At 56.7% G+C, this 20,719-nt stretch carries 22 protein-coding genes; 8 read left to right on the top strand and 14 right to left on the bottom strand.

The window, feature by feature from the left end; genetic code table 11:
• Positions 1-13: 13 nt before the first annotated feature.
• Positions 14-469: an anti-virulence regulator CigR family protein gene (locus tag B0H98_RS05575; protein WP_167392647.1), complete on the bottom strand. Its 456-nt coding sequence runs from the start codon at positions 467-469 to the stop codon at positions 14-16.
• A 225-nt stretch (positions 470-694) separates the two neighbouring features.
• Between B0H98_RS05575 and B0H98_RS05570 the strand changes: the two genes are divergently transcribed.
• Positions 695-877 (top strand): hypothetical protein, encoded by a 183-nt coding sequence (locus B0H98_RS05570; protein ID WP_106374077.1) that lies wholly within the window; start codon positions 695-697, stop codon positions 875-877.
• A 75-nt stretch (positions 878-952) separates the two neighbouring features.
• Here the strand turns inward: B0H98_RS05570 and B0H98_RS05565 are convergent, their stop codons facing one another.
• From B0H98_RS05565 to ppnN, 4 genes are all read right to left on the bottom strand, one after another.
• Complete coding sequence (locus B0H98_RS05565) at positions 953-1,156, bottom strand: hypothetical protein (RefSeq protein ID WP_106374076.1); 204 nt, start codon at positions 1,154-1,156, stop codon at positions 953-955.
• Between the two features lie 211 nt (positions 1,157-1,367).
• Positions 1,368-1,568: a hypothetical protein gene (locus B0H98_RS05560; protein WP_106374075.1), complete on the bottom strand. Its 201-nt coding sequence runs from the start codon at positions 1,566-1,568 to the stop codon at positions 1,368-1,370.
• Positions 1,569-1,727: 159 nt separating this feature from the next.
• Positions 1,728-2,456 (bottom strand): sulfite exporter TauE/SafE family protein, encoded by a 729-nt coding sequence (locus B0H98_RS05555; RefSeq protein WP_106374074.1) that lies wholly within the window; start codon positions 2,454-2,456, stop codon positions 1,728-1,730.
• A 76-nt stretch (positions 2,457-2,532) separates the two neighbouring features.
• Positions 2,533-3,915: a nucleotide 5'-monophosphate nucleosidase PpnN gene (gene ppnN, locus B0H98_RS05550; RefSeq protein ID WP_106374073.1), complete on the bottom strand. Its 1,383-nt coding sequence runs from the start codon at positions 3,913-3,915 to the stop codon at positions 2,533-2,535.
• Positions 3,916-4,062: 147 nt separating this feature from the next.
• Between ppnN and B0H98_RS05545 the strand changes: the two genes are divergently transcribed.
• Positions 4,063-4,965 (top strand): LysR family transcriptional regulator, encoded by a 903-nt coding sequence (locus B0H98_RS05545; RefSeq protein WP_106374072.1) that lies wholly within the window; start codon positions 4,063-4,065, stop codon positions 4,963-4,965.
• Positions 4,966-5,001: 36 nt separating this feature from the next.
• On the opposite strand, the gene gcvP is transcribed toward B0H98_RS05545, so the two are convergent.
• A complete protein-coding gene (gcvP, locus tag B0H98_RS05540; RefSeq protein ID WP_106374071.1) occupies positions 5,002-7,896 on the bottom strand; it encodes an aminomethyl-transferring glycine dehydrogenase in 2,895 nt (964 codons plus the stop codon).
• A gap of 84 nt (positions 7,897-7,980) precedes the next feature.
• Positions 7,981-8,370, bottom strand: a complete 390-nt coding sequence (gene gcvH / locus B0H98_RS05535; RefSeq protein ID WP_106374070.1) for a glycine cleavage system protein GcvH — start codon at positions 8,368-8,370, stop codon at positions 7,981-7,983.
• Between the two features lie 415 nt (positions 8,371-8,785).
• Between gcvH and B0H98_RS05530 the strand changes: the two genes are divergently transcribed.
• On the top strand, positions 8,786-10,192 hold the full coding sequence (locus tag B0H98_RS05530) for an alanine/glycine:cation symporter family protein (protein WP_106374069.1): 1,407 nt from the start codon (positions 8,786-8,788) through the stop codon (positions 10,190-10,192).
• Positions 10,193-10,280: 88 nt separating this feature from the next.
• Entirely contained in the window at positions 10,281-11,393 is a 1,113-nt protein-coding gene (gene gcvT / locus B0H98_RS05525; protein ID WP_106374068.1) for a glycine cleavage system aminomethyltransferase GcvT, read from the top strand.
• A 68-nt stretch (positions 11,394-11,461) separates the two neighbouring features.
• On the opposite strand, the gene B0H98_RS05520 is transcribed toward gcvT, so the two are convergent.
• Both B0H98_RS05520 and B0H98_RS05515 read right to left on the bottom strand, forming a co-directional pair.
• Positions 11,462-12,253 (bottom strand): LysM peptidoglycan-binding domain-containing protein, encoded by a 792-nt coding sequence (locus tag B0H98_RS05520; RefSeq protein WP_244182973.1) that lies wholly within the window; start codon positions 12,251-12,253, stop codon positions 11,462-11,464.
• Positions 12,254-12,375: 122 nt separating this feature from the next.
• Positions 12,376-13,257, bottom strand: coding sequence for an acyltransferase (locus tag B0H98_RS05515; protein WP_106374067.1), 882 nt, complete (start codon positions 13,255-13,257; stop codon positions 12,376-12,378).
• Between the two features lie 208 nt (positions 13,258-13,465).
• On the opposite strand from B0H98_RS05515, the gene B0H98_RS05510 reads away from it, so the two are divergent.
• Complete coding sequence (locus tag B0H98_RS05510; RefSeq protein WP_106374237.1) at positions 13,466-14,167, top strand: CoA transferase subunit A; 702 nt, start codon at positions 13,466-13,468, stop codon at positions 14,165-14,167.
• Positions 14,168-14,227: 60 nt separating this feature from the next.
• A complete protein-coding gene (locus tag B0H98_RS05505; protein WP_106374066.1) occupies positions 14,228-14,893 on the top strand; it encodes a CoA transferase subunit B in 666 nt (221 codons plus the stop codon).
• A 39-nt stretch (positions 14,894-14,932) separates the two neighbouring features.
• Here B0H98_RS05505 and B0H98_RS05500 read toward each other — a convergent pair whose 3' ends face one another.
• Positions 14,933-15,700 carry a VOC family protein gene (locus tag B0H98_RS05500; protein ID WP_106374065.1) on the bottom strand — a complete coding sequence of 256 codons (768 nt, stop codon included), beginning with the start codon at positions 15,698-15,700 and terminating at the stop codon, positions 14,933-14,935.
• 123 nt (positions 15,701-15,823) lie between these two features.
• Positions 15,824-16,087: a GrxA family glutaredoxin gene (locus B0H98_RS05495; RefSeq protein ID WP_106374064.1), complete on the bottom strand. Its 264-nt coding sequence runs from the start codon at positions 16,085-16,087 to the stop codon at positions 15,824-15,826.
• 242 nt (positions 16,088-16,329) lie between these two features.
• Here B0H98_RS05495 and B0H98_RS05490 point away from each other — a divergent pair, with 242 nt between their 5' ends.
• Positions 16,330-17,103 carry a 3-hydroxybutyrate dehydrogenase gene (locus B0H98_RS05490; protein WP_106374063.1) on the top strand — a complete coding sequence of 258 codons (774 nt, stop codon included), beginning with the start codon at positions 16,330-16,332 and terminating at the stop codon, positions 17,101-17,103.
• 34 nt (positions 17,104-17,137) lie between these two features.
• Here the strand turns inward: B0H98_RS05490 and B0H98_RS05485 are convergent, their stop codons facing one another.
• The 3 genes from B0H98_RS05485 to B0H98_RS05475 are packed head-to-tail and all read right to left on the bottom strand — an operon-like array spanning position 17,138 to position 19,413.
• Entirely contained in the window at positions 17,138-17,677 is a 540-nt protein-coding gene (locus tag B0H98_RS05485; RefSeq protein WP_106374062.1) for a response regulator transcription factor, read from the bottom strand.
• A gap of 40 nt (positions 17,678-17,717) precedes the next feature.
• On the bottom strand, positions 17,718-18,989 hold the full coding sequence (locus B0H98_RS05480; RefSeq protein ID WP_106374061.1) for an ATP-binding protein: 1,272 nt from the start codon (positions 18,987-18,989) through the stop codon (positions 17,718-17,720).
• 7 nt (positions 18,990-18,996) lie between these two features.
• Positions 18,997-19,413 (bottom strand): hypothetical protein, encoded by a 417-nt coding sequence (locus tag B0H98_RS05475; protein WP_106374060.1) that lies wholly within the window; start codon positions 19,411-19,413, stop codon positions 18,997-18,999.
• A 144-nt stretch (positions 19,414-19,557) separates the two neighbouring features.
• On the opposite strand from B0H98_RS05475, the gene pyrC reads away from it, so the two are divergent.
• Positions 19,558-20,595 (top strand): dihydroorotase, encoded by a 1,038-nt coding sequence (gene pyrC / locus B0H98_RS05470; protein WP_106374236.1) that lies wholly within the window; start codon positions 19,558-19,560, stop codon positions 20,593-20,595.
• Positions 20,596-20,719 lie beyond the last annotated feature (124 nt).

Here is a 20,719-nt window from a genome sequence, read left to right as displayed (position 1 = left end):
CACCCATTGGCCTTTAGCGACGCAGTGCATCGACAACGATATCGACCACTACGCGCGTGGCGGCTTCGATGAGGATGACGTCGGCACCTACGCGCTCCCACTCATAGCCGGGGTAGTGGGGCAGCTGTGCCACCAGCGCACCATCGAAACGTTTGGCAATACCTGGGGGCAAGGGTTTGCCGCGTTCGATTTGCCGTTGAATACCGGGCGGTAGGGGTTCTGCAGAAGGTGCATCATATTGACGAAGCAGACGTACCAGTTCACGTTCATTGATGCGCGGCAAATCTACCTGAGAGCTGGCGCGTTCGCCGTTTGAGTGGCGTGCTCCTCTAGGGTGGTGCTCACCATCATGTCCCTGTTGATGGCGCGCACCGTGTGCCGGAGCATGAGCAGGCTGGGCAAAGGCACTATCAGCCATCAGCACCATGCTCAAGGCTCCTATGAAAACCTGAATTTTTTGCCACTTCATGGAAAGCTCCTGGACTTGCGAAGAAACGTTAAGTCTAGAGAGAAAAAACGGTGGGAGTGTGGAAAGAAAATGGTTATTAAAGGCAAGATAATCGCCAGCGGCATGGTCTAGGATTGAACGTACGCTCTCATAACGGATCCATATAGTGCTAGGCTCCTAGAAAGGGCTTTGCTAAAAGAACGTTGCATCTACCAAGTGCTATTGAACTCTTCAAAGGAGCACGATATGGATCGAATCTTTGCCTGGGACGATCATCGAAGCCAAGTGGTATACCGTATCCCTGGTCATACTCATAAGGATGGGCGTGAAGATAGTGATCTTGCGCCAGTATGGTTGCCTGCCGAAGAAACCGACCTGCCCGAAGGGGTAAGTGTGGGAGACTTGAGAAAGGTAAAAGTCGAAGAGTAGTGCTTGGGTCGGGCGCTGATGGGTAAATATGGACGATTAATCAGCGCCTGATGAAGCAATCAAGCAATCAAGCAATCAAGGTGTCAGGATATCAAGGATCTTGACTTCATAATGATCCTCGTTGACCGCGACTACCTTGAAGATAACGTCTCTCGTTATTCTATTATGCTCGTTGCGGTTATCCTGAAGGCCGTAATGCTCTTTCTCGTCTCCTACAGAAAGCGTTTCCTTGACCTCGGCTTTAGGAAGTATCAGCACGTCATCGATCATTATGGACATTGTCTCTCTCCTTGTTGGCGACCACTCGACTCAACATCTGACTTTCAAAAGGGTGTTTGGTTGCGATAGGGCAGACAAGTTTATGAAGCAGTAAACGACTTTAATACTTATTAACGACTTGCTGCCGAAAAAGGGTACAAGCAGGCGCTACAAAAAACGCCAGGCTCAATGGCGCTGGCGATAATAGGTACTGGGAGGCGGTTACGCTGGATTACTCATCGGACTCATGGTCCGCCAGAGCGGCCGCAATGGCTTCTTCCCACTGGCCTTCAGAGAGCTCCCAGTGCTCCATTTCAGCTTTGTCGGCAGGCCCTTCAGAGGCCGCGCGTAGCTCTTCGGCAGAGCTGCTTTCATAGCGGTGCTTGGCAAAGGCTTTTATCTTGCCGTCACGTAACTGGTCGATCATCAACATAGTGATTTCCTTTCCTTGGTCGTTGAAAATTGAAAGCGCGGTGCATGAATAAGGTTTCGAGCAGGTCCACTTGCTACCTGGCGCCTGCTTCTCATGAAATCCTTTTCAGTGTAGCGGGTTTGAGTTTTTTTGCTTGTATTGCCTGAGTTTACCGAACGCCTATCCGGATAAGATGTCCGCCACGATTTTAATGGCAATACCGCCAAGCAATAACATGATCAGGTTATCGAACCACTGGTGTGGCAAGCGCTTGCCCAGCTGTGTCCCTAGCGGCATGGTCAGTAAAATGATCAGCAGGGCTGCCACACTATAAAGCGAGCGTTCAAGCGTCAGAATACCGGCGCTGAGCAGGGCGGGGATCTGTACGATGGTAATCGAGGTGAAAAATACCGAGATAGAGCCGATGAACACAGGCCTTTCAAGACGCATGGCGTTCAAGAAAGTGATGGAGGCCGGTGCCGACATTCCGGCGGCCCCTTGCAGAACGCCGCCCAGCAAGCCGGCCGGAATGACGATACGTGAAGCGGCAGAGTAGGAAAGTGCAAACTGGCGGTTGGTGAGCTTGATCAGTAGATACAGAATAATGGCCCCCGCCACGCCCATCGACAGCAGCTCCGGCGACAGCACCACCAGCCCCCAGGTGCCCACAAGAATGCCGATGGCGCCAGCCAGAGAAAAAGCGACAAGAAAGCGAAGCGGCAATAAATGCCGGCGAAACTGCCAGATCTGAACCATGTTCGTGAACAGGTTGGGCGCTACCAGCAGGGCGATGGCCAGTTTGACGTCGTAAAGCATGGTCAGTACCGGAACGACCAGCACGGGAACGCCGGAGCCAATGGCACCCTTGACGATACCGGCTGCAAGAAGCGTAAGCAGGGCGATTAGCAACGGCGTATTCTCGACAGGCAACGCCCGCCAGACGCGGAGCGACTAGCGGGCGTGCGGGTTTATCCTGATAGCAGACTCACTTTAACACGTAGCAGGGCGTATACGGCTGACCGTCGAGCTTCATGCGCCCCTGAGCGACAAACGAGCTAAGCAGCTCATCCAGACGCTGCATTAAAAGCGGCTCGGCAGTGAGGACGAAGGGGCCGTGGGCTTCAATGGCACGAATGCCTTGTTCCTTGACGTTACCCGCCACGATACCTGAAAACGCGCGACGCAGATTGGCCGCCAGTTCGTGCTTGGGCTGTTCGCGATGTAGTGCCAGGCTGCGCATGGCCTCATGGGTCGGCTCGAAAGGGGCCTGGAACTCACGGGCTATGGTCAACCGCCAGTTGTAGTAGAAGGCGTCCTGCTGATGGCGGCGGAACTCCTTAATGGTATTAATGCCTTCACGCATCTTGCGCGCCACGGCCACCGGGTCACCGGTGATGATGGTGTAGTACTGGCGAATCTCCTCGCCCAGGGTATAAACCAGGAATTCGTCGATTTTCTGAAAGTAAGCGGCCGAGTCTGCAGGGCCCGTAAAAATGAGCGGGAAGGGTGTTTCGCTATTCGCCGGATGGAGAAGTATGCCCAGCAGGTAAAGAATCTCTTCAGCCGTGCCTACCCCACCGGGGAAAACGATGATGCCATGGCCCAGGCGAACAAACGCTTCCAGGCGCTTTTCGATATCGGGCATGACCACCAGCTCGTTGACAATAGGATTGGGTGCTTCTGCAGCAATGATGCCCGGCTCTGAAATTCCAAGATAGCGGCCGTCCTTGCGGCGCTGCTTGGCATGGGCCACGTTGGCTCCCTTCATGGGGCCTTTCATGGCACCCGGGCCGCAGCCGGTGCAGATATCCAGGTCGCGCAGCCCGAGGTGGTAGCCTACGTCCTTGGAGTATTCGTACTCTTCACGCGAGATAGAGTGTCCACCCCAGCACACCACCAGGCTCGGGTCGCGCCCGGGCTTCAGCGTGCCCGCCTTGCGCAGAATATGAAACACCGCGTTGGTAGTACCTTCTCCGGTGCTCAAGTCAAACCGGTCGTGGTGCTGGATCTCATTATAGACATACACGATATCGCGAATAATCGAGGAAAGATGTTCACGGATACCGCGGATCATCTGGCCATCCACAAACGCTTCGGCCGGGGCGTTGGTGAGTTTCAAGCGAATGCCTCGATCCTGTTGCAGGACTTCGATATCGAAGTCTTTGTAGGCTTCCAGAATGGCAACACTATCATCGGTGGGTCTGCCGCAGTTCAGCACGGCGAGCGCACAGCGGCGCAATAGATCGTGCAGGCCGTTTTGCGATGTACTTTGTAACCGATTGACTTCGTGCTGAGACAGGACTTCCAGACTTCCTTCTGGAGAGATAATGCTGGAGATCGTCGCGCGGGGTTGAATAGTCTGGGTCATTAGTTCGCCGTTTCCTGGTCGTTTTGCATCTATTGGCATACTACCACGCAAGGCCAGGGGGTACAGGGCCACCAGGGCTAATCCTAATTGTGCTACCCTATAGCCAAAATGAGCATATACGGTGGCTGACAAGGATGGCGTTTTATCATGTTTAACGCGCTCTATTTTCGAACGTTTATCACGTTGGTAGAGACCGGCAGTTTTACCCGCACTGCGCAGCGCCTGGAAATGACCCAGCCGGGTGTGAGCCAACACGTTCGCAAGCTGGAAAACTATCTCGATAAAACCCTGCTGGAACGTAAAGGGCGCAGCTTTACGCTAACGGAGACCGGTCGCCGAGCTTATGACTACGCACTCAAGCTGTTTGCCGAGCATGAGCAGTTTCGCCATGGGCTGGATGATGATTCGCTGGATAGCGGTGAATGCCGGATAGCCTCGCCGGGCAGTGTCGGGCTCATGTTCTATCCGTTTATTCTAGGGCAGCAGCAGATGCACCCTAACTTGACGGTCAATTACAGCTTCGCTTTTAACCACGAAATCGTGAATGACCTGCTGGAAGGGCGATACGATATCGGTATCGTGACCGAAGCGGTCAATCATCCAGAACTTACCTGTACGCTGTGGCATAAAGAGCCGCTCTGTCTGGTCGTGCCTGCAGATTTTGCCGGCAATACGCTGTCCGAGTTGATGGGCATTGGCTTTCTCAACTACTACGATGGGATCAATCACGCCAACGCATTATTGCGTGCGAATTACCCGGAAGAGTTCCGCTCGATGACGCATTTCCGTTACCAGGGGTTCACCAACGAAGTCAGCATGGTGCTGGATGCGGTGGCCCGCGGGTTAGGATTCACGGTGGTATCGCTGCTGGTGTTGGAAACATCGCCCTGGCAGCGTCAGGTAAAAGCACTCCCGCTTCCTCATGCAGTCAACGAAGAGCTGTATCTACTGCGTCGGCGTGATTCCGTACTGCCCAAGCGGTACGAAAAGCTCCTGGAGGGATTTTACCGACAGCGCATTCAGGAGCGAACGCCTCAGCTACCCGAGTAAACGGATAGCTGAGAGTTTCAGGTATTACGCGATGGGTCAGTGGCGATATTCATCGATGCTGGGGCACGAGCAGATCAGCTGTCGATCGCCAAACACGTTATCTACCCGGTTGACGGTCGGCCAATACTTGGCCGCTGTGACGGCTTCGCTTGGGAAAGCGCCGAGCTTGCGATCATACGGGCGCTCCCACTGGCTATCCATGATATCTGCCTGGGTATGTGGTGCGTTGACCAGCGGGTTGTTTTCCAGCGGCCATTCACCCGCCTCAATACGCTTGATCTCTTCGCGGATTGCGATCATGGCGTCGCAGAAACGATCAATCTCGTAAAGTGACTCGGACTCCGTAGGCTCGATCATCAGCGTACCCGGTACCGGGAACGACATGGTGGGCGCGTGGAAACCGTAATCCATCAGGCGCTTGGCAATATCTTCTTCACTGATGCCCGATGCTGCCTTGAGCGGGCGAATATCGATAATGCACTCATGCGCCACATGGCCATTGGCACCGCGATACAGAATGGGGTAAGCCTCTTCCAGGCGCTTGGCAATATAGTTGGCATTCAAAATGGCCAGCTCGGTGGCCTCGCGTAGGCCGCGTGCGCCCATCATCTTGATGTAAGCCCAGGAGATAGGCAGGATCGAGGCGCTGCCAAAGGCCGCCGCCGATACCGCGCCGCTCGCTTCATTGACACCATTGATAGGCGTGACCACATGGTTGGAAACGTGAGGCGCCAGGTGCGCCTTGACGCCAATCGGGCCCATGCCGGGGCCACCGCCGCCATGAGGAATGCAGAACGTCTTGTGCAGGTTCAGGTGGGATACATCGCCACCGAAATCGCCCGGGCGGGTCAGCCCGACCTGGGCATTCATGTTGGCGCCATCCACGTAAACTTGCGCACCGTGCTGGTGGACAATTTCGCACACCTTGCGCACGTGAGACTCGAATACCCCGTGAGTGGACGGGTAGGTGATCATGATCGCCGAGAGCTGATTACTGTGCCTGGCAGCCTTGTCGGTGAGGTCATCGATATCGATATTGCCGTTCTGATCACACTCCACCACGACAACGTCCATGCCCACCATGGCAGCCGTTGCCGGGTTGGTGCCGTGCGCCGAGCTTGGGATCAGGCACACGTTACGGTGTGATTCACCTTGCGCCGCCTGATAACGGCGAATGGCCAGAAGACCCGCATATTCGCCTTGGGCGCCGGAGTTGGGCTGCATGGAAATGTGATCGTAGCCGGTAATTTCCACTAGAAAGGCAGCCAGCTCATCGATCATCTGATGATAGCCTGCCACCTGGTCACGCGGCGCGAACGGGTGCAGGTGGGCAAACGCCGGCCAGGAGACCGGAATCATCTCACTGGTCGCGTTCAGTTTCATGGTGCACGAACCCAGCGGAATCATCGCGTGGGCCAGGGAAAGGTCCTTGTTTTCCAGCCGCTTCAAGTAGCGCAACATCTCCGTTTCGCTGCGATAACGGTTGAAGGTCGGGTGGCTCAAGAAGTCGCTTTCACGCTGGCAGGCGCCGGGGATGCCGGTAGTGCCATTGGCAATAATCTGCTCATCCAGCGCGGCTACCGAAAGCCCGTGTTCGTCAGCCAGCAGTACGTCGAACAGCGTGGTCACATCGTTGGCGGTGGTGGTTTCATCAAGGCTTACGCCCACATCACCATTGGCAAAATAGTGTAGGTTGATATCGTGGGTCATGGCGCGGCCATGAATCTTGCCGGCATCCACACCCGTCAGGCGCAGCGTATCAAACCAGCTGTCGTGAGCCAGCTTGACACCTGCCTGGCCCAGGCCTTGTGCCAGCACCGTCGTCAATCGATGCACGCGGCTGGCAATCTTGCGCAGGCCTTCGGCGCCATGGTAGGTAGCGTAGAAGCCGGCGATGTTGGCAAGCAGCGCCTGGGCGGTGCAGATATTGGATGTGGCCTTTTCGCGGCGGATGTGCTGCTCGCGAGTTTGCATGGCCATGCGCAGCGCCGTATTGCCGCGGCTATCCTTGGATACGCCGATGATACGCCCGGGAATCGAGCGCTTGAGCTTGTCCGAGGTGGCAAAGAACGCCGCGTGCGGGCCGCCAAAGCCCATGGGCACGCCAAAGCGCTGCGAGTTGCCGATCACGATATCGGCACCCAGTGCGCCTGGTTCTTTAAGCAGTACCAGGCTGAGCAGGTCGGATGCCACACAGGTCATGACGTTGCGCTCGGCGGCGGCGTCCAGCAGCGGCTTCAGGTCGTGCACCTCACCGCTGGCGGAAGGGTACTGAACAAGCGCGCCGAAGACATCGTGGTCGGCAAGTTCTTTCGCCGGGCCGCTGATCAGCTCGAAGCCAAAAAATGCCGCGCGGGTTTTTACCACGTCCAGGGTCTGGGGGAAGATATCGTCGGCAACAAAGAAGGCATTGGATTTGCTCTTCTTGTTGCTGCGCTTGCACAGCGCCATGGCTTCAGCCGCCGCGGTCGCTTCATCAAGCAGGGAGGCGTTGGCAAGCTCCATGCCGGTCAGGTCCATGATGACCTGCTGGAAATTCAGCAGGCCTTCAAGGCGCCCTTGGGAAATTTCCGGCTGGTAGGGCGTGTAGGCGGTATACCAGCCCGGGTTTTCCAGCACGTTGCGCTGAATGACCGCCGGCATATAAGTACCGTAATAGCCCTGCCCTATATAGCTCTTGGTCACACGGTTCTGGCGCGCCAGCTGGCTCAGGTACTCAAGCGCTTCGGCCTCGCTGCGCGGCTCATCCAGGTCAAGCTCGCGGCCCAGGCGGATATCGCTGGGCACGGTCTGCTCGATCAGATCTTCCATGCCCTTTAAGTTGAGCACTTTTAACATGGTTTCCACGTCGGCCGCATCGGGGCCGTTGTGACGTTTGATAAAAGCATCGTGGTCGGCCAGTTCGGCCAGGCGGCGTGTTTCAAAAGGCATGGGAAGATTCCGAGCGTGAAAGAGAAACTTTGCAGGGGCATTACTTAAGGAGCCTGCGGTTTAGGGCAGGCTCCAGAATCATTCTTAGTCGTCAGCGCTTAACGTGGCCTGATAGGCATCAGCATCGAGCAGAGCATCCAGGTTCTTGTCGTCAAGGCGCACCTTCATGATCCAGCCGCCTTCGTAGGGGGCTTCGTTGACCGTTTCCGGCGCGTCTTCCAGCGCTTCATTGACCTCGATCACTTCACCGGTTACCGGTGAGTAGAGATCTGAAGCGGCTTTAACCGATTCGATGACACCAAACTCTTCGCCTTGGGTCAGGGTCTGGCCAACTTCAGGCAGCTCGACAAATACCACATCGCCAAGTGCTTCTTGAGCATGGTCGGTAATACCTACACTGACCGTGCCGTCCTGATGATCAAGTACCCACTCGTGACTTTTAGCGTAACGAAGATTCGAAGGAAGGTTGCTCATGGTGATTCCCTTTATGAAACAAATGTCTGGACAGGTGAATACTAGCGCTTGTCGCCACTCTTGGCGACTGCTTGCAGGCCAGGCAACGGGCAAGTTTTGGCGTATGTTAACGTGTTTCTGATTGGAAACAAATTTCTCCATCGAGAAAATATGGCACCGCCCGGCAATTTCTGTGGCAACAAGGCTGAGCCCATAACTGCGCCGATTGCTCATTTGCCATACAGATACGGTATTAACATAGAAGAGCACCAAGCAAATGGTGTAAAACATAAAAGGGTTTCGCCCAAGCGTTTGAATAGTGCTTTCATGAGGCTAAGCAAGGCACGACGCTGGGTAGACAACATAAGGCTGAATGTCGGCAGGATGACTGTCAAACACCTATAAAAAGCGAACTAACAGGGTTAAGGAGAAACGTGTGGAAACTTTAAATAGCCTCTTCGGGGCAATCAATGGGGTGGTGTGGGGCCCGTTGATGTTGATCCTGCTGCTGGGCGTCGGGATCTATCTGCAAATTGGACTGAAACTGATGCCGATCAGAAAGCTCGGCATGGGTTTCAAGCTAATGTGGCAGGGACGTGATGCCAAACCAAGCCAGAAGCCAACGGCGGATAGCGCGGCGGAAGAGGGGGAAATCTCGCCTTTCAACGCGCTGATGACGGCCCTTTCAGCCACCATTGGTACCGGTAATATTGCCGGCGTTGCGACCGCGATTGCATTGGGCGGCCCGGGCGCTGTTTTCTGGATGTGGATTACCGCGCTGGTCGGCATGGCTACCAAGTTCTCAGAAGCGGTGCTCGCCGTGCGCTACCGTGAAACTGACAACACGGGCTACCACGTGGGCGGCCCGATGTTCTACATCAAGAATGGTCTGGGCAAGAAGTGGTTGTGGCTGGCCGGGCTGTTCTCGTTCTTTGGTGCCGTGGCGGCGTTTGGTATCGGCAACACCGTGCAGTCCAACTCGGTAGCGGATGCCATGGACGCCACCTTCGGCGTACCCCATTGGCTGACAGGCGTTGTCATCATGGTGCTGGCGGGTGCGGTCATTCTTGGCGGTATCAAGCGTATCGCCAAGGTGGCCGGCAAGCTGGTGCCCATCATGGGCATTGCCTACGTACTTGCGGGCCTTGTGGTGCTGATCATCAATGCCGGCCAGATTGGCGAGGCCTTTGGTCTGATTTTCTATTACGCCTTCAACCCCATGGCTGCCGCTGGCGGTTTTGCCGGGGCTGCGGTAATGGCCGCCATTCGTTTTGGCGTGGCGCGCGGTATCTTCTCCAACGAAGCGGGGCTGGGAAGTGCGCCTATCGCCCACGCCGCCGCTAAAACCAAGAACCCGGTGCGCCAAGGGCTGATCGCCATGCTGGGCACCTTTATCGATACCATCATTGTGTGCACCATTACGGCACTGGTCATTCTGACCTCGACGGTCTGGCAGACCGGTGAAGAGGGAGCTTCATTGACAGCGCTCTCCTTTGATCAGGCGCTGCCTGGATTCGGTAATCCGATTGTCGCCATTGCGCTGGCCATCTTTGCGTTTACCACCATTCTTGGCTGGTCGTTTTATGGCGAGAAATGTTTCCAGTTCCTGTTCGGTACGCGCTCCATCATGCTGTATCGCGTGTTGTTCGTACTGGCCATTCCGCTGGGGGCGATTGCGCAACTGGGCTTTATCTGGCTGATGGCGGATACCTTCAACGCCATGATGGCCATTCCCAACTTGATTGCGCTGGCGCTGCTGTCACCGGTGGTGTTCAAGCTGACCAAGGATTACTTTGCCGGCAAGGAAGTCCTGCCGGGCGAAGCACTGGACCACGACAAGTAAGCTGCGATGAGTGCCGTAAAGTGACGTTCACGCACTGACTGAATCGGGAAGCCAGGCTTCCCGATTCTTGTTTAATCAAGGAACTATCATGAACGATTTGAAGCATACGCCGCTGCACGCACTGCACCTGAAGCTGGGCGCGAAAATGGTACCCTTCGCCGGGTATGAGATGCCCGTGCAGTACCCGCTGGGCGTCAAGAAAGAGCACGAGCATACGCGCCAGCAGTGTGGGCTGTTCGACGTATCGCACATGGGGCAGATTCTGATTTCAGGGCCGGATACGGCCAAGGCACTGGAAACCCTGATTCCCGCCGATCTGGCAGGCCTCAACGAAGGCCAGCAGCGCTACGGGCTGTTTACCAGCACCGAGGGCGGCATCATCGATGACTTGATGGTGGTCAACGCAGGCGAGCATTTCTATCTGGTCGTGAACGCCGCGTGCAAGGACCAGGATTTGGCCCATCTGCGCACTAACCTGGGCTCTACCCATGAAATCGAGCCGTTGGATCGTGGTCTGCTGGCGCTACAGGGCCCGCAGGCGCACGTCGTGATGCAGCGCCTTTGTCCTGAGGCCTGTGAGCTGGTATTCATGCAGCATCAGCGCTTCACCATTGCCGGATGCGATGTATGGGTGAGCCGCAGCGGCTACACGGGTGAAGACGGCTTCGAGATTTCCGTATCGGCCAATGACTGCGAAGCTTTCGCCGAGCGCCTGCTGGCCGAGCCGGAAGTGGAGGCGATTGGCCTGGGCGCACGCGATTCGCTACGCCTTGAAGCCGGGCTCTGCCTGTACGGGCACGATATGGATACGTCTACCACGCCCGTCGAGGCGGGGCTGATCTGGGCGATCGGCAAGCCGCGCCGTCATGGCGGTGAGCGTTCGGCGGGTTTTCCGGGGGCGGATCTGATTCTGCATCAGGTGGATACCAAGGACCATATGCGCAAGCGCGTAGGACTTCTGGCAGAAGGCCGTGCGCCGATTCGTGAAGGTGCCGTGCTGGTCGATGAAGCCGGCAATCAGGTGGGCGAAGTCACTTCAGGCACGTTTGGGCCAAGTGTGGGTAAGCCGGTTGCGATGGGGTATGTCAGCCGCGACTTCGAGGCACCCGGGAGCAGCGTATTCGCCGAGGTACGTGGCAAGCGACTGCCCATGATGGTAACGGCCATGCCCTTTATAAAACCGGGCTACTATCGCGGTTAAGGCTGGTATTTGGTACGACCAAAAAAGCCCCTGATAACAGGGGCTTTTTCGTATCCATTACGCTCTCACTAGCGAAGCACCTGGCGCGGGTCAACCGGTTTGCCGCCCTGGCGCAGGTCAAACAGCAGATCGTAGCGCTGGCTGGTGCTGCTTTGGCCAACGTCACACAGTGCTTCGCCGGTTTTTACCTGCTGGCCTACCGACACCAGCGTGCGTTCACACAGCGCGTACACCGTCTGAAGGTTATCTGCATGGTGCACGATCACCACTTCACCCAGCTGGCGCATACCGTTGGCAAAACGTACTTCGCCAGGCGCTACCGCCTGCGCCTTGGCGCCGGCCTGGGTGGCCAGCAGCATCGGTTGCAGCGTGCCCCGATCATCGGCGCCAAACCGCCGTACGATGCGGTAATCCTCAAGCGGCCAGGGCCAGCGTCGCGCCGAAGCTGGCAGCGATGCCGGTGCTTGCGCAGGTGCCGCAGGGCGGCTGCTGGCGGTACTGCCTGAAGATGACGAGCCGCCACTGGAGGATCCACTGCGCGGCGCGCTACCGGAAAGCGGCACGCTGACGACCTGGCCGACTTTCAGCGCCGTGGGCGAAGTGCCGGGGTTGGCGCTCTGGATCCGCCCGCTGGTGGTGCCAAAGTGTCGTGCCACGCTTGAGTAGGTGTCCCCGGCGCGTATCTGATAGCGGTAGGGGCCGCCTGAGGGCGCGCGCTCATTCTGGGTAGGAATCAGCAGGCGCTGACCAACGGCTAGACGCTTGGCATTCACGCCTGGATTGAAGCGCTCCAGACGCTCCAGGGGCACGTTGGCCCGGTTAGCCAGTTTGCCGAGCGTATCGCCGCGCTGAACTTCCACCCAGTTGCCGTTGAGCTGGCTTGTATTATTGGTGGGTATCGCATTGACGCGCTGGCTCGATTGAGACGACCCGGCGCATCCCGACAGCAGGCTGATTAATAAGCAGGCGCCCAGCCAACCGATTAATCGTGATCGGTTTGACTGTCCAACAGGGCATCTTTTTCCTGCCAGAGTGAATTGATCCATGCGTGGAAGCGTTCCTTGTGCTGCTTTTCGTCGTGGTGGTTGGATTCGTACATCCACTGAGGAATGGCCAGCTGCCTGGCATGAAGCGTAACCGGTGCTTCCTGGCCGCATAAAAATCCCCAAAAGGTCGGCGACGGATTAGCGTAACTGATCGTCACGTCTAGAATACCATTCAATTGGTCACCAAGCAGGCTAAGTACCTGGGAAATTCCGCCTGCCTTGGGGCGCAATAGGTGTTGATACGGGCTTTGCTGCGCATCGCGTTTGGCGGGCGTGAACCGGGTACCTTCAACAAAGTTGAAGATGGCGATGGGCGCATGGCGCGCCTGGCGGCACATCAGCTCGGTCGACTGGCGATCAATGGTGGCAAGCTTGGGGTTGGCCTCAATCTGCTCACGGGTGAAGCGGCGCATGAAGGGAAACTCAAGCGCCCAGAAGGCAAGCCCCACAATCGGAATCCAGATCAGCTGGCGCTTGAGAAAAAAGCGCGGCATGGGTACACGCCGATGTACGGCCATCAGCAGAATGAATATATCGGTCCAGCTGCGGTGGTTGGAGATGACCAGCCACCACTGGTCGGGGCTCAAGGAGTCCGGCACTGAAAACGCTACCCGGGGCTTCAGCCAGCGCTTCATCCACCATAGATTTACCCCGATCCAGTTCAGTGCCACAGCGCAAAGTGCTTTCAGAACCCATGCCCTGTAGCGCTGCCCCGGAACGATCACTTTCAGTAAGGTCAGGGCGATGAGTGGAACGCCCCAGAAAAGTGTATTGAGCGTAAGCAGCAAGATGCTGACCATGCCCGTGAAAATAGCCATGCCGCTTCCCTAAAAAATCAACAATAATAAATGCTAATGGATCAAACCCATATTGCCTAGCGAAAGCCGTCTTGACGGCGCTGGTATAGAGGAGGTTAGGCTAGACGTCTTGAAAAAAAGTAACTTACCAGATAAGTGACGAAGAACAATACCGGGATGCGCAGCAAGCTCTCTACATCAATGAACGACAACAAGGCGAGGCATGACCATGGCAGGATTCGACAAGCGTGTTGCTTCCTACGAAGAAGCGATGGAAGGCATTGAAGATGGAATGACCGTGCTGGCCGGCGGGTTCGGACTATGCGGCATCCCTGAAAACCTGATAGCAGAAATCAAACGGCGTGGGGTCAAGAACCTGACGGTTGCTTCCAATAACTGCGGTGTGGACGGGTTTGGCCTGGGGGTGCTGCTTGAAGATCGCCAGATCAGCAAGATATTCGCCTCCTATGTGGGCGAAAATGCCCTCTTCGAGCAGCAGATGCTCAATAATGAAATTGAAGTCGTGCTGACTCCCCAGGGCACGCTGGCCGAAAGAATGCGTGCAGGCGGTGCCGGGATTCCGGCGTTTTACACGGCCACCGGCTACGGCACGCCGATCGGTGAAGGCAAGGAAGTGCGCGAGTTCAACGGTCGCCACTACATCCTGGAAGAGGCGTTGGTGGGCGATTTCGCTATCGTGAAAGGTTGGAAGGCAGACCGCTACGGCAATGTCGTGTATCGCCATACCGCCCAGAACTTCAATCCCCTGGCCGCCACAGCCGGCCGAATTACCGTTGTTGAAGTCGAGGAAATTGTCGAGCCAGGTGAGCTTGAGCCAAGCCAGATCCATACGCCGGGCATCTACGTGGACCGCATCATCCAAGGCTCCTTTGAAAAGCGTATCGAAAAGCGCACGGTGCATGGTGCCTAGCACCGGAAGCAGTAAGCGACTTGCTCAATTTTCTCAACGTCTAGTAACGAGGTAGTCACCATGGCTTTGACACGTGAACAGATGGCGCAGCGCGTGGCGCGCGAACTGGAAGATGGCTTCTATGTAAACCTGGGTATCGGCATTCCCACTCTGGTCGCCAACTACATTCCTGAAGGAATGGACGTCATGCTTCAGTCGGAAAACGGGCTGCTCGGCATGGGTCGCTTTCCCACTGAAGAAGAACTCGATGCCGACATGATCAATGCAGGCAAGCAGACCGTTACCGCTCGGCCCGGGGCCGCGATTTTTTCATCCGCCGAGTCCTTTGCCATGATTCGAGGTGGCCACGTGGATCTGACGGTGCTGGGCGCTTTCGAGGTGGATCAGGAGGGCAACATTGCTTCCTGGATGGTGCCGGGCAAGCTGATCAAGGGAATGGGGGGCGCCATGGATCTGGTCGCTGGCGCTGAAAACATCATCTGCACCATGACCCATGCCTCCAAGTACGGTGAGTCGAAGCTGCTCGAGAAATGTACGCTGCCATTGACTGGAGCTGGCTGCATCAGCCGGGTGCTGACCGATCTTGCTTATCTTGAAATCAAGGACGGTGCCTTTGTGCTCAAAGAGCGCGCTCCGGGCGTCAGCGTCGAGGAAATTATCGAGAAAACCGCAGGCAAGCTTGTCGTGCCGGATCACGTGCCTGAAATGACATTTGTTGAAGAGTAACCTTCATGTCGTGCCGCGGCCCTCAGGGGCCGCTTTCCTTCAAGCCACTTCACACCGTGCATGGGACGGAAGCAGTATCTGTGCGATGCGCTCCGTACCCGCCTCTACCTGCTTCTGAGTCAGCGCCAGCCCGCCAAGACAAAGGCGGTGTTCGTCGCCTTCGCTGAAGACGACACGCTGTGGCATGGCCGGGTAGAAGCAGTGCTCGATGAGGGGAGAAAGGGAAAACACGCCGTTTTGAGCCTCTTTCAAGCCAGGCATGCCGGTTCCAGCCAGCTGGTCGTTGAGTATTTCCAGACAGTTACCCAGCGTGGCACAGTCGAACCCGGCATGGTGGAGGCGCGGTCCCATCACCGCTATCCAGGCGGCCAACGGATGAGCCTCTTCAAGCGTCAGGTACAGCCCCCAGGAAGGCATGGGCCATGGACGACCCCGACATAGCAGATTGTGTCCTTTGCAATCCTGAGGATGGGACTGCATGACCAGGTGGGTAAGCGCATCACGCGGTGTCTTGCATAACGTGCCCAGCTGCAATTCGGCAAGTATCAGACAGCTTCCGCCATCGTTGGGAGCAAGCAGGTAGATCAATAGCCCTTTATCGGCCATGGCGTAGTGGGCAATTGATTGATACCCCATGTGGGAAAGCCGGGACATCAGATTCTGAGCAGAAAAGGCGCCGTAGTTGAGCGTCACCAACGTCAGGTACTCAGCACCTGATGATAACGGCCAAAGCCTCAGTGCACCTATATCCGGATGGGCATGAACGTAATCCAGCCACAGTTGCTGTACGAATTCATCACGTTGCATGGTGTGAACCTCGCCGCCTGAACAAGCATGTCAAATGAAATTGTTATTTGCTGCTTAGTATAGGCAAGCGTCAGGCGGCCAAGTTCAACGGCTATAAACGCCCGATTTAACGTTCAACGTTTCTTAGCGGCCCAGCAGCTGCTTGTCGCGTACAAACTGGTCAAATTCGGTAAAGCCGCCTATATGAGCCTGATCGACAAATATCTGCGGTACCGTATGAATGGGTTTGCCGGCCGTCTTGGCGATATCTTCCTTGGTGACGCCTTCAGAAGGCATATCCACGTAGCGATAGCCTTCGATTTTTCCCGCTGACTCCAGATGCTCGGCAAGCTGCTTGGCGCGCACGCAAAACGGACAGGACATCCTGCCAAAAATAACCACAAACATATAAAGGCTCCTGGCCTGAGTAAGAAAGGGGCGCCAACTAGCGGAACCCTTGGCAATCACGTCCGCCATTGTGACGTAGCCATCTGAATTTCGCCAATAGGGCCTGAGCATCGAGGCCATTGAGCCGCGTTTAACCTGCGGCCCGGAGAGTTAGGCAGCATGTTCGCCATGCTCCTATACTGGGACTGTTTCTCGCCAAGCGGTTTTGCTGACTTTATTTGCTGACGTTAAAGGAGATCTTAATGACATCACCGACAGGTTCCACGCCCCGAGTGGCACTGGTCACGGGGGCCAGCAGCGGTATCGGAGCGGCGGTCGTTGCGCATTTTTGCGAACAGGGGTATCAGGTGCTGGCGGTTGATTTCAACGCTGCCGGTAAAGATGTGGCCGATAAAGCCGGTGCAGCGTTCTTTCAGGCGGACCTGACCGACCCACAGGCGTGTCGCGACGCCGTTCAGGATGCGGTAACGCGATTTGGCGGGGTGGATGTGCTGGTCAATAACGCCGGCATTCAGCACGTGGCCACTATTGAAAGCTTTCCCGAGCAGAAGTGGCGCAACATCATTGATCTCATGCTGACGGCGCCTTTCCTGCTTAGCCAGGCCGCCTGGCCGCATATGCGCAAGCGCGGGTGGGGGCGCATCATCAATATTGCCTCTATCCACGCCAACGTGGCATCACCGGGCAAGGCCGCTTACGTCAGTGCCAAGCATGGCCTTATCGGCCTGACCAAGACGGCGGCGCTGGAAGGCGGGGAGCAGGGCATTACCGCCAATGCCATCTGCCCCGCCTACGTGAAAACGCCGCTGGTGGATAATCAGATTGCCGATCAGGCAAGGCTCAATGGCATGGAGGAGCAGGAGGTGATCGAAAAGATCATGCTCAAGAACGCGGCCATCAAGCGCCTGATCGAGCCTTCTGAAGTGGCACAAATGGTCGCTTATCTGGCGTCCGACTCCGCCGGCGCGGTTACCGGGGCAAGTTGGAACATCGATCTGGGCTGGACGGCTCACTGATACGCGACGATCAGGCGTTTCTCGCTGCTTGAAGCTAGCGCTTTACGGGACGCTTTTGCAGCTTGCGCTGTAGTGTACGGCGGTGCATGCCAAGCGCCCGGGCAGTTGCCGAGATATTGCCATCATGCTCCTGAAGCACTTTCTGAATATGTTCCCAGGTAATACGGTTGATGGAGGGTGGATTATCGGCAAGCTCGATATTGGGGTCGCCCTCCTGCTGCTCGAACGAGCCGATGATATCGTCGGCGTCCGCTGGTTTGCACAGGTAGTTGGCCGCACCCAGCTTCATGGCCTCCACGGCGGTCGCAATACTTGAATAGCCGGTCAGTACCACAATGCGGCAGTGGGGAACGGCTGCCAGCATCTCGGGCAACAGCTTCAGGCCCGAACTATTTTCAAGCTTGAGATCGAGCGTTGCCATGGTGGGCTGGAACTGGGCCGCCACCGCGAGTGCCTGATCGGCATCGTGGGCTGTCATTACTTCAAAACCACGGCGGGTAAATGCGCGGCTCAATACATGGCAGAACATCTCGTCATCATCAATGATGAGCAGGCGTTGATCGGTCGTTTGCATGATGTCCTCAACGTTATGGCGTGAAACGCGTCTGAGCGCTTCAATTGGGGGCCGAGCTGCGCGGCAGGGTGACTTCCGTCAGGGTGCCGCCTTCCGGGTGATTATACAGGCTAACGCCACCCCCAAAGCGGTTGATCGTGGCATGGGTCAAAAACAGGCCGATGCCCATGCCCTTGCTCTTGGTAGAGATGAACGTATCGCCAAGCTGGTCCGCAATCGACATGGCAATGCCCGGGCCGTGATCGCGAATATCGATTACCACGCTCTCTTCCTGCCAATCCAGGCGTATCGCGATGCGCTCAGGATTGGCATCGGCGGCGTTGTTGAGCAGGTTCATCAGCGCCTGATCCAGCGTGGTATCCACCGCCAGCCAGGGTTTGCCACGTCTTTCAGCGATATCCAGTTGATGGCTGACATCCGGGCGCAGCACCAGCCAGCGCTGGACGACGCCGGTCAGCCACTCCTGCGCCTCGAGTATTTCCGGTTCCGCCATGCGCCGCCGGTCCGAGCTGGTCACCAGGTGCTGCAGGCGCGATTTACAGATATCCACCTGCTGGCGCAGCAGCTTTATATCCTGCTGTAGCGTGCCGTCTTCGGGAGCGTCTGCCTGCATCTCCTTCAAGAGCACCGCCATGGTCGAAAGCGGTGTGCCCAGCTCGTGCGCCGTGCCGGCGGCTTGCGTGGCCACGGCCAGTACCTGCTCGTTGCGCAGCGCGGCTTCCCGGGTTCGCGAGAGTGCCTTGTCACGGCTGCGCAGTGCGTGGGCCATTTTATAGATGAAAAACGTTACCAGCCCGGCGGAAAGGCCAAAGTTCAGCCACATGCCCAGCACGTGCAGATTAAGCATGACGTCGCTGTTGATATGGGCAAGTTGCGGTATGGGGTGGTAATAGAACATCAAAAAGCTGTAGCCCGCCATGGCGCAGCAGGCGCATGCCCAGGCGTGTCGCCAGGGCAGGGTGGCGGCCGCAATGGTGACCGGCACAAGGTAGTAGGTAATGAACGGGTTGGTCGAGCCGCCGGAAAAATAGAACAGCAGGGTCAGGCCGGCAATATCGGCCAGCAGATGCAGCAGGTATTCGATATGCTCAACGGCCCGCGGGCGGCCCAAGCGCCACCAGGTCACGATATTGAGCACGCCCATGGCAATCACTACGCTGACGACCGCCGTGACCGGCAGATTGAACGCTAAAAGCTCTACACCCACCACGATTGCAAGCAGAAAGCCCGTCCAGGTGATGCCTCGAACAATCGTCAGGCGAACCAGGTTGCGGTTGGGGGTCGAAAGTGGAAGCGGCAGGGCAGGCTGCATGGGCCACCTATTTATGAGAGGTCTTGATGCTGTGAATGACGAACTTGATGAAGAGCGTCATGACATAGGTCATCCAGCCCGCCGAGGCCAGCAGATTGAACAGCAGCATCTTGGGTGGAAGCCAGGCGCTGCCGAAGGTGGCTTCTACCATGATATGAAAGAACATGGCCAGCAGCAGAGGCAGGGCCAGTATGTGAATCCACATATCGGTACGCCGTTTGCGGATATGATAACGGCGCAGCAGGTAGCGCATGGGGCGGTGAGCCCAACTGAACAGCACCAAAGCCCCTACGATAAATAGCGTCGCAAGGGTTGGCTCTGTACTGCCGGTATGTACCGAAATAGAGATCGACCAGGCAAGCCCGAGCCATACCAAGCCCTCTATGCTGGCAGTGATATCCGCATAGCGTCGCACGTTTTGCATAAACAGTTGGACCTTGAACCTTTAAAAGTGCCGCCATAATACGATACTTGGCTCATGCTGTGGCACCCCCGCACAGATTTCTCCGCCGGCCGTATCGCGTATACTGTGGCCGTGTTTTCCTCATTCATCAGTCTAGGACTTGCCGTGGACGTTATTACCCTGACCCGCCCCGATGATTGGCACCTCCATTTACGCGATGGCGAAGCGTTGAAAGCCGTTGTTGGCCACACTGCCGCCCAGATGGGGCGAGCCATCATCATGCCCAATCTAACGCCCCCGGTAACGACCACCGCTCAGGCGCTCGAGTACCGCGAACGTATTCTGGCAGCGCTTCCTGAAGGCAGCACCTTCGAACCACTGATGACGCTTTATCTTACTGATACCACGCCGCCCGATGAGATCGAGCGAGCGGCACGCAGCGGTGTCATCAAGGCCGTCAAGCTGTATCCCGCCGGCGCGACCACCAACTCGGACTCAGGCGTAACCGATCTTGCCCATTGCGATGACACTATTGCCATGCTCGCCAAGGTGGGTATGCCGCTGCTGGTGCATGGCGAGGTGACTACCGCCGATATCGATATTTTTGATCGTGAAGCGGTGTTTATCGAGCGGGTAATGAAGCCGCTGCTGGCACGCCACCCCGCGCTTAAAGTGGTATTTGAACATATTACTACCCAGCAGGCCGCGGAGTTTGTTGCCCAGGCCCCGGATAACATCGCCGCCACCATTACCGCTCATCACCTGCTGTTCAACCGCAACAAGATGCTGGTAGGCGGTATTCGCCCGCACTACTACTGTCTGCCCATTCTCAAGCGCGAGCAGCATCGCCAGGCGCTATTGAAAGCGGCCACCAGCGGCAGCGCCAAGTTCTTTCTGGGAACCGACAGCGCTCCGCATGCCCAGGGTGACAAGGAGTCAAGCTGTGGCTGTGCCGGCGCCTACACGGCACCTGCTGCCATTGAGCTTTATGCCCGCGCATTTGATGAAATGGGCGCGCTGGACAAGCTCGAGGCCTTTGCAAGCCTCAACGGGCCGCGCTTCTACGGCCTGGACCCGAACCCGGACAGCATCACGCTGGAACGCAAGTCCTGGCAGTTGCCGGATAGCTACCCCTACGCGAACGGCAAAAGCATCATTCCACTGCTTGCCGGTGAATCTCTGGAGTGGTCGATCAAGGCCTGATAGTCGCACCCCATAACGGAGCCTGAAGGCTCCGTTTTACTAGCTGTCTTTTTAAAAAATTCGCAGGCGTCCTTGGGTAGCGCGGTTTTACTGTGATCGAATTTTGTGTTTATATATTGAGATA

The organism is Vreelandella songnenensis (assembly GCF_003002925.1).
Lineage (GTDB): Bacteria > Pseudomonadota > Gammaproteobacteria > Pseudomonadales > Halomonadaceae > Vreelandella > Vreelandella songnenensis.
This window is presented reverse-complemented; position numbering and strand designations above follow the sequence as displayed.